Source organism: Mesorhizobium sp. B2-3-14 (assembly GCF_006442175.1).
In the GTDB taxonomy this organism is placed as follows: Bacteria; Pseudomonadota; Alphaproteobacteria; order Rhizobiales; family Rhizobiaceae; genus Mesorhizobium; species Mesorhizobium australicum.
In genome coordinates this window covers 355800-368592 of record NZ_VFVP01000004.1, presented here as the reverse complement: position 1 = coordinate 368592, position 12793 = coordinate 355800, and the positions used below count along the sequence as shown (strand labels likewise).

Here is a 12793-nt window from a genome sequence, read left to right as displayed (position 1 = left end):
GAGCCATCGATGACATTAAGGACTGAATGGCTGCGGGCCACGCTGCTGGCGACGTCGCTGGCATTGTTCATGACCGCCCCCGTCCTGGCGGACGGCCCCGTATTGCCAAGCACAGTGCCGGCCGAGTTCAAGGTCACGGACTTCCTGCTCGACAACGGCATGGAAGTGGTCGTCATTCCCGATCACCGCGCGCCGATCGTCACCCACATGGTCTGGTACAAGATCGGCAGCGCCGACGAGCCGCCGGGCAAATCCGGCATCGCCCATTTCTTCGAGCATCTGATGTTCAAGGCCACGGCCCACCACGCGGCCGGCGAATTCGACCGCGCCGTCTCCGACATTGGCGGCTCCAACAACGCCTTCACCTCCTACGACTACACCGCTTTCCACGAGACGGTGGCACCGTCGGCGCTCGAGCTGATGATGAGCTTCGAAGCCGACCGCATGCGCAACCTCATCCTCACCGATGACGTCATCAAGACCGAGCGCGATGTCATCCTGGAGGAGCGCCGCTCGCGCATCGACAACAATCCGCAGGCCGTGCTCGACGAAGAGGTCGATGCCACGCTATGGCAGAACCAGCCCTATCGCATCCCGGTCATCGGCTGGATGCAGGAGATGGAGCAGCTGAACCGCACCGACGCGGTGGCGTTCTACAACAAATACTACCGGCCCAACAACGTCGTGCTGATCGTGACCGGCGATGTCGAACCGGACACGGTGAAGGCGCTGGCCGAAAAGACCTATGGCAAGGTGGCCCGCGGGCCGGACCTGCCGCCGCGCGTCCGTCCGGTCGAGCCGGAGCAGAACACCAGGCGCACGGTCACGCTCTCCGACGCTCGCGTCAGCGTGCCGAGTTTCTCGACACAATGGGTCGTGCCCTCCTATCACACTGCGAAGCCCGGCGAGGCCGAAGCGCTCGATCTGCTGGCCGAGATCCTCGGCGGCGGCAACCGCAGCCGGCTTTACCAGGCCCTTGTCGTCAAGCAGGGCATTGCTTCCGGCGCCGGTGCGTACTTCCAGGGCACCATGCTCGACGACACCAATTTCACCGTCTACGGCGCGCCGCGCGGTGACGCCAAACTGGCCGACGTCGAAGCCGCGGTCGATGCGGAAGTGGCGCGCATCGCCAGCGACGGCGTCACCCCGGACGAGCTCGAAAAAGCCAAGGACCGCTATGTCAGGTCGATGATCTTTGCTCGCGACAAGCAGGATTCCATGGCCAACATCTATGGCTCGACGCTTGCCACCGGCGGCAACGTCCAGGACGTGCAGCAATGGCCGGACCGCATCCGCAAGGTCACCACCGACGAGGTCAAGGCCGTTGCCGCGCGCTATCTGGTATTGGGCCGCTCGACGACCGGCTATCTCTTGCCGCAGCAACAGGCGGGGAATTGATGATGACGAACCAGTTTAGCGGCGCGTTGACGTCTCCCCGCCAGGCTCCCCCTTCTCCCCTCGCGCGAGAAGGGAAGGCCCTCCACGCCCTCGCAACCTTCTTCCTCTCCGTCCTCTTCCTGGTTCTGCCGGCACTTGCCGCCCGCGCCATGGAGATCCAGTCCGTTACCTCCTCGAAAGGCGTCACGGCCTGGCTGGTCGAGGACTATTCCGTGCCGGTGGTCGCCGTCCGCTTCGTCTTCGGCGGCGGCTCGACGCAAGATCCGGTGGGGAAGGAAGGTCTCGCCAACCTGATGACCGGCCTGTTCGACGAGGGTGCCGGCCCGCTCGACTCGGAAGCCTTCCAGATCAAGCTCGATGATGCCGGGGCCGAAATGAGCTTCGACGAGACCCGCGATGGCATCTACGGTTCCATGCGCATGCTGGCCGAACAGCGCGACGAAGCCTTCGACCTGTTGCGTCTGGCGGTCAATGAGCCGCGCTTCGACCAGGCGCCGATCGACCGCATCCGCGCGCAGGTCCTGTCCGGCATCATCGCCAACGAGAACGATCCCGACACGGTGGCGCAGAACCGGTGGGCGCGCGCCGTCTATGGCGACCACCCTTATTCGCGTTCCGACCAGGGCACCAGGCAGAGCATCGCCGCCGTCACGCAGGCCGATCTCGAGGCCCTGCACAAGGCGGTGTTCGCGCGCGGCGGCTTGCATGTCGCCGTGGTCGGGGCCATCGACCCCGAGACCCTGAAGAAGAAGCTCGACATGGTGTTCGGCGACTTGCCGCGGGACCAGGCGCTCGCTCCTGTAGCCGATGTCGAGCCCAAGCTGGCGCAGCATATCGAGGTGAATTACGACCTGCCGCAGACATCGCTGCAGCTCGCCTGGCCGGGTGTGAAGCGCAAGGCCTCGGATTTCTTCCCGGCGGTGCTGATGAACGAGATCCTCGGCGGCGGAACTTTCACCTCGCGCCTGTTCCAGGAGGTGCGCGAAAAGCGCGGGCTCGCCTACAGCGTCAATTCCTCGCTGGTCAACCAGGACCATGCCAATGCGCTGATCGTCACCACTGGGACGCGCTCCGATCGCGCGGCCGAGACGCTCGCTATCGTGCGCGACGTCGCCAAGCGCCTGGCCGAGGATGGCCCGACTGCGGCCGAACTGGCGGCGACCAAGAAATATCTGATCGGCGCCTATGCGATCAGCAATCTGGATTCGTCGAGTTCCATCGCCGCCACGCTTGTCGAGCTGCAGATTGACGATCTCGGCATCGACTACATGCAGCGCCGGGCCGGCTATATCAACGCGGTGACGATCGATCAGGTCAAGGCGGCGGCGAAGAAGCTGCTGACGACCGAGCCGACCATCATGGTGGTCGGGCCGCCGCTGGCGGGAGCCGGCAAGGGATGAGCCCCACTTTCGGCATAGCGTTCGGCGGTGGCGGCGCGCGCGGTCTGGCGCATATCCATGTCATCGAGGCGCTGGACGAGCTCGGCATCAAGCCGGTGGCGATAGCCGGCTCGTCGATCGGCGCCATCATGGGTGCCGGCATGGCCTCGGGCATGACCGGCAAGGATATCCACGACTATGCCCGCTCGATCCTCGGCCGCCGCGCCGAGGTGGCGAGCCGCATGTGGCGGGCGCGGCCGGGCACGATCGCGGAAGCCATGCAAAATGGCATCCGCGTCAGCCAGTTCAATGTCGAGCGCATCCTGAAGGCGTTTCTGCCCGAGGCTATTCCCGAATCCTTCGCCGGATTGAAAATCCCGCTGAAGGTGACAGCAACCGACTATTTCGGCCACAAGCTCGCCGTGTTCGACGATGGCGACCTGCATTCCGCCCTTGCTGCCTCTGCCGCCATTCCTGCCGTCTTCCGTCCGGTGACGCGCGACGGCAGGCTGCTGATCGACGGCGGCATCTACAACCCCGTGCCCTTCGACCTGATCGAGAAGGATGCCGATATCATCATCGGCGTCGACGTGGTTGGCGCGCCGGAAGAGGCCGACCGCAAGCAGCCGACCTCCGTCGACCTGATGTTCGGCGCCACGCAGCTGATGATGCAGTCGATCATCGCCAACAAGCTGAAACAGTGCCAGCCCGACATACTGGTCCGCCCGGCGGTGTCGAAATACCGCGTCCTCGATTTCCTGAAGATCGAGGCCCTGATGAGCGAGACGGTTGAAATCAAGGATCGGCTGAAGCGGGAGGTGGAGGTCGCAATTGAACGGCGTTCCGCCAAGGTCGAGGCAAAAAGGACAAGAACGCCAGCCAGGTCGTGATCGCGGTCAGCGAGACTGCGAGGCTACTTTGTGCCGTGTCGGCGGGGCATCAATGCCGAGGCGGCAACAATGCCTCTGCTTCGCTCAGTCCTTCGCCCGCTCCACATAGGACCCGTCCGCCGTCATCACCACGACGCGGGTGCCAGGCGCAATGTGCGGGGGCACGGTGGTGCGCACGCCGTTGGAAAGCACGGCCGGCTTGTAGGAAGACGATGCCGTCTGGCCCTTGGTCGTCGGCTCGGTCTCGACCACTTCGAAGGTGGCGCGCTGCGGCAGCACCAGGGCGATCGCGATGCCGTTGAACTGTGACACCTGCACCGGCATGCCTTCCTTCAGATAGGGCGCCGCATCGCCGACCACGGCTTCAGACACCGCCACCTGGTCATAGGTTTCCGGGTTCATGAAGTGATAGCCTTCGCCATCGGCGTAGAGGAAGGTGTGCTCGCGCTCCTCGACATAGGCGCGCTCCACCTGTTCGGTGGTGCGGTAGCGCTCCGACACCTTCACCCCGTCGCCGATGCGGCGCATATCGAGCTGCGTCACGGGCGTGCCCTTGCCGGGGTGGATGTTTTCGGCAAAGAGGATCACATAAAGCTTGCCGTCCTTGTCGACGACATTGCCTTTGCGGAGCGAACTGGCGATGACTTTCACCACGGTTTTAAATCCTGCGAGAGTTGACTGGCGTTTGCCGGCTTGCGCGGCGCTGAATGGGGGCCTAGCGCATCTTGGCGCGAACCGCCAGCCCCCTCGGCGAACCGAAGCGCGCTGATGACCGCCGCGTCGCCCTGGTGGACGCCGCATGTCCATGCCGACCGCCGTCCGCGCCTGATGCTGCGCAACGGGCTGACGGCTGCCTTGCGCGACTGGTTCGCCCGCAACGACTTCATCGAGGTGGAGACGGCGGCGCTGCAGGTCTCGCCCGGCAACGAGGCGCATCTGGCGGCCTTCGCCACCGAAGCGGTCGGGCCGGATGGCGCCCGCTCGCCGCTTTATCTCCACACCTCGCCGGAATTCGCCTGCAAGAAACTGCTTGCGGCGGGGGAGCAGCGCATTTTCAGCCTGGGGGCCGTCTACCGCAACCGCGAGCGCGGTCCCTTGCATCATCCCGAATTCACCATGCTCGAATGGTATCGGGTGGGCGAGACCTATGAAAGCCTGATGCGCGACTGCGCCGATCTGCTGGCGTTGGCCGCGACACGGGCAGGGGCCACGCACTTCTCTTTCAGGGGCCGCGACTGCGATCCGTTTTCCGAACCGGAGCGGCTGACCGTGGCGGACGCCTTCAGCCGCCTCGCCGGGATCGATCTACTGGCCACGGTCGCGCCCGATGGCGGCACGGACCGGGACGCGCTGCATGCCGCTCTGATCCAGGCCGGTCTGCGCACCGCGCCTGACGACAGCTGGGCCGATTTGTTCAGCCGCGTGATGGTGGAAAAGATCGAACCCAATCTCGGCCTCGGCCGCGCGACCATTCTTTGCGAGTACCCGGTCGCCGAGGCGGCACTGGCGCGGCCGAGCCCGAGGGATCCGCGCGTCGCCGAACGCTTCGAGCTCTATTGCTGCGGCGTCGAGCTCGCCAACGGCTTTGGCGAACTGACCGACGCGGCCGAGCAACGCCGGCGCTTCGTCATCGGGATGGACGAGAAAGAGCGCGTTTATGGTGAGCGCTACCCGCTGGACGAGGACTTCCTCGCCGCGTTGGCCATCATGCCGCAGGCCAGCGGCATCGCGCTCGGCTTCGATCGGCTGGTGATGCTGGCGACGGGCGCGCAGAAGATCGAGGACGTGATCTGGACTCCGGTCGTGGCATCTTGAAGACGAGCTGCCGCCCCTTTGATCTCAATGCGCGAATACCTGCTCCAGCGAGCGAAAGCCCTTGAATTCCAAGGCATTGCCCGAGGGATCCCGGATAAACAATGTCGCTTGTTCGCCGGGCTCGCCCTTGAAGCGGACCATCGGCCGCTCCAGCCAGTCTATGTCGTCGCGCGCTTCCAGCCGCGTCGCCAGGCGCTGCCAGTCGTCCATCAAGAGCACAGCGCCGAAATGCGGGATCGGCACCAAAATGCCGTCGACCTTGCCGTCGCTTGCAGCTCGCGCGGCCTGCGGCCGCAAATGCGCCGACATCTGGTGGCCGTAGAGGTCGAAATCGACCCAGGTCGCCGACGAGCGGCCGATCGCACAGCCCAGCACCTCGCCATAGAAAGTTCGGGTTTCATCGAGATCACGGACTGGAAAGGCAAGATGGAAAGGCGTCATGGCGAAGGCTCCAGTTAGGCAAAAACCGCGACGTCCGCTCTTTGCGGGCGCTTCGATGGCGATTTGGTCGCAACATCCTGATTGCCCTTCTGCCATTGCACAAGCGGCAGTGGAACAATAGATGGTGCGGCAGCACCTGCCTTCCGGACAGGCTGAAGAAACAGGATCAAGTGCATGACCGACAAGCTCGACGCCGCGAAATTGACGGACCGTGTCGCGGCCCTGGTCGAGGCCGCCAAACGCGCTGGCGCCGATGCCGCGGACGCCGTCGCGGTGCGTGGCCGCTCGACCGGTGTTTCGGTGCGGCTTGGCAAGGTCGAAAACACAGAGGCGTCCGAGGGCGACGACGTTTCGCTGCGGGTGTTCGTCGGCCAGCGTGTGGCCAGTGTATCGGCCACCGCAGCGTCCGATCCGAAGGCCCTTGCCGAGCGCGCCGTCGCCATGGCCAAAGTGTCCCCCGAGGATCCCTACCAGGCTCTTGCCGACCCCGCGCTGCTCGCCAGACAGACGCGCGATCTGGACCTGTTCGATGCAACCGAAGTGTCGGCGGACCAGTTGAAGGAGGCGGCCCTTGCGGCCGAGGCGGCGGCTCTCGCCGTCAACGGCGTAACCAATTCGGCCGGCAGCAATGCCAGCGCCGGGCTGGGCGGGCTGGTTCTGGCCACCTCGCACGGTTTTCTCGGCCAGTATGTCGCCTCGCGCTTTTCGCGCTCGGCCAGCGTGATCGCCGGCGAGGGCACCGGCATGGAACGCGACTACGAATTCTCCTCGCGCCAGCATTTTGCCGATCTCGACGCGGCCGAGGATATCGGCCGCCGGGCCGGCGAACGGGCCGTGCGTCGCCTTGGCGCGCGCAAGGCGGCGACCGGATCGGTCGACGTGGTGTTCGACCCGCGCGTCGCGCGCGGCATTGCCGGCCACATCGCCGGGGCCATCAACGGCGCTTCCGTCGCGCGAAAAACCTCGTTCCTGCGCGACATGATGGGCAAGCAGGTGGCCGCGTCCGCCATCACCGTCACTGACGAGCCGCTGCGGCGCCGTGGCCAGGCCTCGCGCCCGTTCGATGGCGAAGGCGTCGAGGGCGAGAAACTCCTGATGATCGAAAAGGGCGTCCTCAATCACTGGTTCCTGTCGACATCGGCGGCCCGGGAGCTCGGCCTCGTCACCAACGGGCGCGGCGCGCGCGGCGGCTCCTCCGTCTCGCCGTCTTCCACCAATCTTGCCATCGAGCCAGGCGAAAGGTCGCCGGAAGACCTGATAGGCTCGCTCAAGAGCGGCTTCTACGTCACCGAAGTGTTTGGCCAGGGCGTAGACATGCTCACCGGCGAATACAGCCGCGGCGCTTCGGGCTTCTGGATCGAAAATGGGGCGCTTGCCTATCCGGTCGCCGAAGTCACCATCGCCTCGAACCTGAAGACGATGTTCCTCAACATGGTGCCCGCGAATGACCTTGATCGCAATTTCGGCACCGCCGCCCCGACGCTCCTGATCGAAGGCATGACCCTTGCCGGAGCATGAGCTGACCACCGCCGGTGCCGATCTGGACCTGCCGCTGCTGCGCGACGCCGCCCGCGAGGCGGGTCTCATAGCCATGCGCTACTTCGGCAACAATCCGCAGGTCTGGATGAAGGGCGGCACCTCGCCGGTCAGCGAAGCCGATCATGCCGCCGATGCGTATCTGCGCCAGACGTTGCTTGCGGCACGGCCGGATTATGGCTGGCTGTCGGAAGAGACGGCCGACGACCCGGCGCGGCTTTCGGCGCGCCGCACCTTCGTTGTCGACCCGATCGACGGTACGCGCGGCTTCCTTGAAGGCCAGCGCGCCTGGTGCGTCAGCGTCGCCGTCGTCGAGAATGGCCGCACGCTTGCCGGCGTGCTCGAATGCCCGGCGATGGACGAAACCTATTCCGCGCTGCCAGGCCAGGGCGCATTCCGCAACGGCAAGCGCATTGCGGTGCGCAAGCCAGGCGACAAGCCCGAGATTTCCGGCCTGAAGCAGTTGATCGACCTGATGCCGGCCGGCTGGCAGGAGCGGCTGCAACGGGCGCCCTACAGCCCTTCGCTTGCCTACCGCCTGGCGATGATCGCCAACGGCACGCTCGACGGCACCTTCGTCAAGCCGAACGCGCATGACTGGGACATCGCCGCCGCCGACCTCATCCTGCGCGAGGCAGGTGGCCAACTGCTCGACCCGCATGGCCACGCGCCGTCCTATGCCGGCGAGGTGACCCGCCACGGTGCGCTCGCGGCCGGCAGCGGCGAACTGCTGGCCGTGCTGGTCGACGTCATTGCCGGGCTGGATGGCTGAAAGCGTTTTTCGAAGGTTCCAAAGTCGGCGGCTTTGGTCTAGACCTGTCACAAACTCACGATATGTGAAGGACCGACATGGCCGCGGAAGACGGAAAGAAACAGCTTTTGCATCTGGTGTTCGGCGGCGAACTGAAGAAACTTGGCGGCACCGAGTTCCGCGATCTCGATGCGCTCGACATCGTCGGCGTCTATCCGGACTATCAATCCGCGCACACGGCGTGGAAGGCCAAGGCGCAGGCCAGCGTGGACAATGCCCATATGCGTTATTTCGTCGTTCATCTGCACCGTCTGCTGGATCCCGATAGCAAGGCCGCCGGTTGACTTCGATGGAGCATGATCTGGCGAAAGAGCCAGCCGGCGAGGCCGCGCCCACGGGCAGGGGCCGCAGCCGCACGACCAAGGCCTTCTGGCGCAGGATTCGCGAACCGCTCGCGCAGTCGCGATTCGTCAAGAACGCCATTGCCAGCCTGCTCGCGCAGTTCGTGCGGCTGGTTCGCGCGACCAGCCCCCTGGTCGCCGGATCGGCGCGCTTTTCGGGCGGCGCCTATGCCGAGTTCGAGCCGGGGATCATTGCTCTGTGGCATGGCCAGCATCTTTTGACGCCGGCCTATTACCCCAAGCGCAAGCCGCTGGTTGCCATGGTGTCGCGTAGCGCCGATGCCGAGCTCAACGCCCTGATGCTGGAGAAATTCGGCATCGAGGCGGTGCGCGGTTCGGGCGGGCGCGACAATGCCAGGCATCTCGACAAGGGCGGGGCCAAGGCGCTCATTGCCCTCAAAAAGTCGCTCACATCAGGCAAGAACGTCGCCATGATCGCAGACATTCCCCACGGTACCCCGCGCGATGCAGGGCTCGGTATCGTTCTCCTGGCTCGCCTCTCCGGCCGGCCGCTGCTGCCCGTCGCCATCGCCACCAGCCGCCGCAAGGTGCTGGAAAAGAGCTGGGACAAGACCACCATCAACCTGCCCTTCGGCCGCTCCGCCGTGACCATCGGCACGCCGATCTTTGTGGCGGCGGATGCCGATGACGCCGAAATGGAACGCAAGCGCCAGGAAATCACCACCGCCCTCAATGCCGCGACCGCCGAGGCCTACCGCCTCGTGGATGCTCCGCGGTGAGCGGCCGCTGGGCCCGCACCATGTTGTCGGCATACCGTTTTGCCGGCGCGGCAGCCTATCCGCTGGTCGGGCCTTATGTCGCCTGGCGCACCTCGCGCGGCAAGGAAGACCGCAATCGCCGGCGCGAGCGCTACGGCGTCGCCGGCCGGCCGCGCCCCGAGGGCCCGGTGATTTGGATCCATGCCGCGAGCGTCGGCGAGACCTTGGCCGTCGTGCCGCTTGTCGAAAGCATCCTCGATTATGGCGTCAACATCGTGCTGACGACCGGTACGGTCACCTCGGCCCAGGTCGTCGACGAGCGGCTCGGCGACCGCATCATTCACCAATATGTGCCACTCGATCTGAAGCCGGCGGTCAGCCGCTTCCTCGATCACTGGAAACCCGATCTGGCGATCATCGCCGAATCCGAGATATGGCCGATGACCATCCTCGAACTCGGTGCCCGCCACGTGCCGCAGGTGCTGGTCAATGGCCGGCTCTCCGATCGCTCCTTCACGTCTTGGAAGAAGCGGGCCAACATCGCCGAGGCGCTGTTCGAGAATCTGGCCCATGTCGTTGCCCAGTCCGACGTCGACGGCGAGCGTTTTCGGGCGCTCGGCGCCCGGCCGGTCACGGTGTCAGGCAATCTCAAGGTCGACACCAACCCACCTCCGGTCGACTTGCGAGCGCTTGGCACATTGCAGCGGCAGATCGGCGATCGCCCGACCTGGGCGGCGATCTCGACCCATGATGGCGAGGAAGTGGTCGCCGCGGAAGTTCACGCGACGCTGCACAGGCGTCATCATGGCCTTTTGACGCTCGTCGTTCCGCGCCATCCCGATCGGGCCGAAGCCCTTGCCGTGCAGATTTCCGGCATGGGCCTGAAAGTCGCGCGGCGCAGCAAGGGCGACCGTATCGGGGCCGATACCGATATCCTGCTTGGCGATACGATCGGCGAAATGGGCTTGTATCTCCGGTTGACCGAAATCGCTTTCGTCGGCCGCTCGCTGACCTCCGAAGGCGGCCAGAATCCGCTTGAGCCGGCCATGCTCGACACCGCCGTTCTCGCCGGGCGCAACGTGCAGAATTTTCGCGAGGCCTATCAGCGCCTGCTTGACAGCGGTGGCGCCAAGCTGGTGCGCGATCGCGACATGCTGGCCGGCGCCGTCAATTTCCTCCTGACCAACGAAGTGGCGCGCCACGAGATGATGGCGGCGGGGATCGCGACTGTCGACGAGATGCGCGGCGCGCTGGCACGCACGCTCAAATCGCTCGAACCCTATATCCAGCCGCTGGTGGTCAAGGCGCGCCTGAAGGGCGCCAACGGGCGTTAGAATGGCCTCCGAAGCACCGCCATTCTGGTGGGAAGAGCCGGACTGGAAGGTCCTGGCGCTGTCGCCGCTGTCGGCTGTCTATGCGCTGGTTGCCGGTCGCGGCATGCGGCGGGCCCGACGCGAGAAGATCCAGGCGCCGGTTCTGTGTATCGGCAATTTCACCGTTGGCGGCACCGGCAAGACGCCGGTGGCGATCGCGCTCGCCCAACAGGCCAAGCGCATGCGGCTGAAGCCCGGGTTCCTGTCGCGCGGCCACGGCGGTTCCTTCGCCGAGCCGCATGTCGTCGATGTCAGCCATGACAGCGCCAGGCATGTCGGCGACGAACCGCTGCTGCTGGCCGAACATGCCCCGGTGGCGGTGACGCCGAACCGTGCCGCCGGTGCCCGGCTGCTGCTGGAAAAACACGGTTGCGATTTCCTGATCATGGACGACGGCTTCCAGAGCGCGCGCATCCACATCGATTATGCGCTGGTCGTGGTCGATGCCCGCTACGGGATCGGCAATGGCCGCGTCATCCCGGGCGGTCCACTCAGGGCCAAGATCGTCGACCAGCTGGTCTTCACCAGCGGGCTGCTGAAGATGGGCGAGGGCACGGCCGCCGATGCCGTGGTCCGCCGAGCCGCGCGTGCCGGCCGGCCGATCTTCGAGGCCCACACGGAGCCGAGCAGCACGGCCGGGCTTGCCGGAAAGCGGTTCCTGGCCTTTGCCGGCATCGGTCATCCCGAAAAGTTCTTCGACACGGTGCGTGACGCCGGCGGCGAAGTGGTCCTGTCCAGGCCCTTTCCGGACCATCACTTCTACGCCGAGGACGAGCTTGCCGAACTGGCCGCGACGGCACGCGCCGAAGGCCTTGGCCTGATCACCACCGCCAAGGACGCCGCCCGGCTGCGTCACGGCGCCCCGCAGGACTTTCTCGACCGTCTCGACGTGCTGGAAATCGACACGGTGTTCGAGCTTGATCACGTGCCCGAACGCATCATCGAGGAAACGCTCGATGCCTGGCGGCAGCGCAAGCTGAGGAGATGAAGCTATTTCAGGAAAAAGTGCGTGGCGGTCTTCAGTCCGGAATTGCGTAAAACAATGAAGGAGAGCGGGTCAGATTCTATCAAACGCTGAGCCGCTCTAACTCCGTTTGCGCAACTCCGGATGCACCTCGATTTCGCGGCGCAGCGATGCGATGGCGTTCACGTAAGGCTCCTGCCTGGCGACGCTCCAGTATTTCAGCTCGTCCAACGGGATGTTTTCGCCCGTCACCGCGCAGCGCACGAACGAGCCCGGGCTGGTGACCTGGAAATCGCCATCGAGATAGCGGATGCGGGCTTCCTTGCCGCCCGGGCCTTCGAAACGGTTCATCATGCAACGGTACTTGAGTTCATCGGGATTCAATCGCCATAAATCGTGGGCAAGGTCAAGCTTGGCGCAATGCTCATATAATATTGCGGTATGGCACAATGGTTGTCAGGAAGCGCCATGGACATCGCCAATGCCAGTATGACGTCTTTGCTGAAAGAAGCGCTCATTCCCGGGCCGGTGCCTTCGCCCAGGGCCGATCCCGCGACCGCGGCTCTGGTCAAAGCGCTCGTCCAGCCGGCGGCGCCCGCGATGGTGCAATCGGCGCAGTTCGCCGCCCAGGCGCTGCAAGGCTCGCTACCGCGGCCGGCCGGTCAAACCTCGCAACGCCTGTCCTCCCCCGAGATCGAGGATGCCTACCGGGCCGTCATGGAACCTGACGCCGCCACCCACCATGCATTGGCACGAGCCTCGACGGGTGGGGCAGGGACGGACACCGATCAGGCTTCGCGCGGCTTCGCTCCGCCGCGGATAACGGCCAACGACAGCACCCCCAAACTCGCGGCGCCGCCGGCCCTATCCACATTCTCGCCGGCCGTCGCTTCGGCCGCGGTGCTGGTCGCGGCCAATGTCAACGCGCCGCAACCGCGCGGCGCCTCCATCCGTCCAGCGGGCCATGCTCCCCGATCCGAGCCAGTTCCGTCGTCGCTGTGGACGATATCGATCGTGACGGCCATCGTCTCGGCCGCAACCACCACGATCGTGCTTTTGCTGTTCCGTTAAGCGAGTATCACGCGATTTCCAGCAGCGGCCGTCACGTATTCTCCGAGATGCGTCA

The 12793-nt window shown here is 65.3% G+C and carries 14 protein-coding genes; 11 read left to right on the top strand and 3 right to left on the bottom strand.

What is annotated here, in order from left to right; all coding sequences use genetic code 11:
* Positions 1-9 precede the first annotated feature (9 nt).
* Genes FJ950_RS13530 through FJ950_RS13520 form a run of 3 tightly spaced genes read left to right on the top strand, consistent with a single transcriptional unit; the run spans position 10 to position 3667 of the window.
* Positions 10-1398: a pitrilysin family protein gene (locus tag FJ950_RS13530; RefSeq protein ID WP_140617134.1), complete on the top strand. Its 1389-nt coding sequence runs from the start codon at positions 10-12 to the stop codon at positions 1396-1398.
* Between the two features lie 2 nt (positions 1399-1400).
* Positions 1401-2798 carry a pitrilysin family protein gene (locus FJ950_RS13525; RefSeq protein ID WP_181171205.1) on the top strand — a complete coding sequence of 466 codons (1398 nt, stop codon included), beginning with the start codon at positions 1401-1403 and terminating at the stop codon, positions 2796-2798.
* A complete protein-coding gene (locus tag FJ950_RS13520) occupies positions 2795-3667 on the top strand; it encodes a patatin-like phospholipase family protein (protein ID WP_140617132.1) in 873 nt (290 codons plus the stop codon). Before FJ950_RS13525 ends, FJ950_RS13520 begins: the two co-directional genes overlap by 4 nt.
* Positions 3668-3751: 84 nt before the next feature.
* On the opposite strand, the gene efp is transcribed toward FJ950_RS13520, so the two are convergent.
* Positions 3752-4321, bottom strand: a complete 570-nt coding sequence (gene efp / locus FJ950_RS13515; RefSeq protein ID WP_015318353.1) for an elongation factor P — start codon at positions 4319-4321, stop codon at positions 3752-3754.
* A gap of 114 nt (positions 4322-4435) precedes the next feature.
* Between efp and epmA the strand changes: the two genes are divergently transcribed.
* Positions 4436-5482 (top strand): EF-P lysine aminoacylase EpmA, encoded by a 1047-nt coding sequence (gene epmA / locus FJ950_RS13510; RefSeq protein WP_140617131.1) that lies wholly within the window; start codon positions 4436-4438, stop codon positions 5480-5482.
* 24 nt (positions 5483-5506) lie between these two features.
* Here the strand turns inward: epmA and FJ950_RS13505 are convergent, their stop codons facing one another.
* A complete protein-coding gene (locus FJ950_RS13505; protein WP_015318351.1) occupies positions 5507-5923 on the bottom strand; it encodes a VOC family protein in 417 nt (138 codons plus the stop codon).
* Positions 5924-6097: 174 nt separating this feature from the next.
* Between FJ950_RS13505 and FJ950_RS13500 the strand changes: the two genes are divergently transcribed.
* From FJ950_RS13500 to lpxK, 6 genes are all read left to right on the top strand, one after another.
* Positions 6098-7441, top strand: a complete 1344-nt coding sequence (locus FJ950_RS13500; RefSeq protein ID WP_140617130.1) for a TldD/PmbA family protein — start codon at positions 6098-6100, stop codon at positions 7439-7441.
* Positions 7428-8231: a 3'(2'),5'-bisphosphate nucleotidase CysQ gene (locus tag FJ950_RS13495; protein WP_140617129.1), complete on the top strand. Its 804-nt coding sequence runs from the start codon at positions 7428-7430 to the stop codon at positions 8229-8231. The genes FJ950_RS13500 and FJ950_RS13495 overlap by 14 nt, the downstream gene beginning before the upstream one ends.
* Before the next feature lie 77 nt (positions 8232-8308).
* Positions 8309-8554 carry a DUF4170 domain-containing protein gene (locus FJ950_RS13490; RefSeq protein WP_015318348.1) on the top strand — a complete coding sequence of 82 codons (246 nt, stop codon included), beginning with the start codon at positions 8309-8311 and terminating at the stop codon, positions 8552-8554.
* Positions 8555-8559: 5 nt separating this feature from the next.
* Positions 8560-9351 carry a lysophospholipid acyltransferase family protein gene (locus FJ950_RS13485; protein ID WP_140617128.1) on the top strand — a complete coding sequence of 264 codons (792 nt, stop codon included), beginning with the start codon at positions 8560-8562 and terminating at the stop codon, positions 9349-9351.
* Complete coding sequence (gene waaA, locus FJ950_RS13480) at positions 9348-10664, top strand: lipid IV(A) 3-deoxy-D-manno-octulosonic acid transferase (protein WP_140617127.1); 1317 nt, start codon at positions 9348-9350, stop codon at positions 10662-10664. The genes FJ950_RS13485 and waaA overlap by 4 nt, the downstream gene beginning before the upstream one ends.
* A gap of 1 nt (position 10665) precedes the next feature.
* On the top strand, positions 10666-11691 hold the full coding sequence (gene lpxK / locus FJ950_RS13475; protein WP_140617126.1) for a tetraacyldisaccharide 4'-kinase: 1026 nt from the start codon (positions 10666-10668) through the stop codon (positions 11689-11691).
* A 96-nt stretch (positions 11692-11787) separates the two neighbouring features.
* On the opposite strand, the gene FJ950_RS13470 is transcribed toward lpxK, so the two are convergent.
* Positions 11788-12021: a DUF2093 domain-containing protein gene (locus tag FJ950_RS13470; RefSeq protein ID WP_140617125.1), complete on the bottom strand. Its 234-nt coding sequence runs from the start codon at positions 12019-12021 to the stop codon at positions 11788-11790.
* 114 nt (positions 12022-12135) lie between these two features.
* Here FJ950_RS13470 and FJ950_RS13465 point away from each other — a divergent pair, with 114 nt between their 5' ends.
* Positions 12136-12738, top strand: coding sequence for a hypothetical protein (locus tag FJ950_RS13465; RefSeq protein WP_140617124.1), 603 nt, complete (start codon positions 12136-12138; stop codon positions 12736-12738).
* The last annotated feature ends 55 nt before the right edge of the window (positions 12739-12793 follow it).

What these genes read in the sequence shown, in the direction of transcription:
- FJ950_RS13530 (WP_140617134.1), top strand. Translation starts at nt 10, where the DNA reads ATGACATTAAGGACTGAATGGCTGCGGGCCACGCTGCTGGCGACGTCG.
- FJ950_RS13525 (WP_181171205.1), top strand. Translation starts at nt 1,401, where the DNA reads ATGACGAACCAGTTTAGCGGCGCGTTGACGTCTCCCCGCCAGGCTCCC.
- FJ950_RS13520 (WP_140617132.1), top strand. Translation starts at nt 2,795, where the DNA reads ATGAGCCCCACTTTCGGCATAGCGTTCGGCGGTGGCGGCGCGCGCGGT.
- epmA (WP_140617131.1), top strand. Translation starts at nt 4,436, where the DNA reads ATGACCGCCGCGTCGCCCTGGTGGACGCCGCATGTCCATGCCGACCGC.
- FJ950_RS13505 (WP_015318351.1), bottom strand. Translation starts at nt 5,923, where the DNA reads ATGACGCCTTTCCATCTTGCCTTTCCAGTCCGTGATCTCGATGAAACC.
- FJ950_RS13500 (WP_140617130.1), top strand. Translation starts at nt 6,098, where the DNA reads ATGACCGACAAGCTCGACGCCGCGAAATTGACGGACCGTGTCGCGGCC.
- FJ950_RS13490 (WP_015318348.1), top strand. Translation starts at nt 8,309, where the DNA reads ATGGCCGCGGAAGACGGAAAGAAACAGCTTTTGCATCTGGTGTTCGGC.
- FJ950_RS13485 (WP_140617128.1), top strand. Translation starts at nt 8,560, where the DNA reads ATGGAGCATGATCTGGCGAAAGAGCCAGCCGGCGAGGCCGCGCCCACG.
- lpxK (WP_140617126.1), top strand. Translation starts at nt 10,666, where the DNA reads ATGGCCTCCGAAGCACCGCCATTCTGGTGGGAAGAGCCGGACTGGAAG.
- FJ950_RS13470 (WP_140617125.1), bottom strand. Translation starts at nt 12,021, where the DNA reads ATGATGAACCGTTTCGAAGGCCCGGGCGGCAAGGAAGCCCGCATCCGC.
- FJ950_RS13465 (WP_140617124.1), top strand. Translation starts at nt 12,136, where the DNA reads ATGGACATCGCCAATGCCAGTATGACGTCTTTGCTGAAAGAAGCGCTC.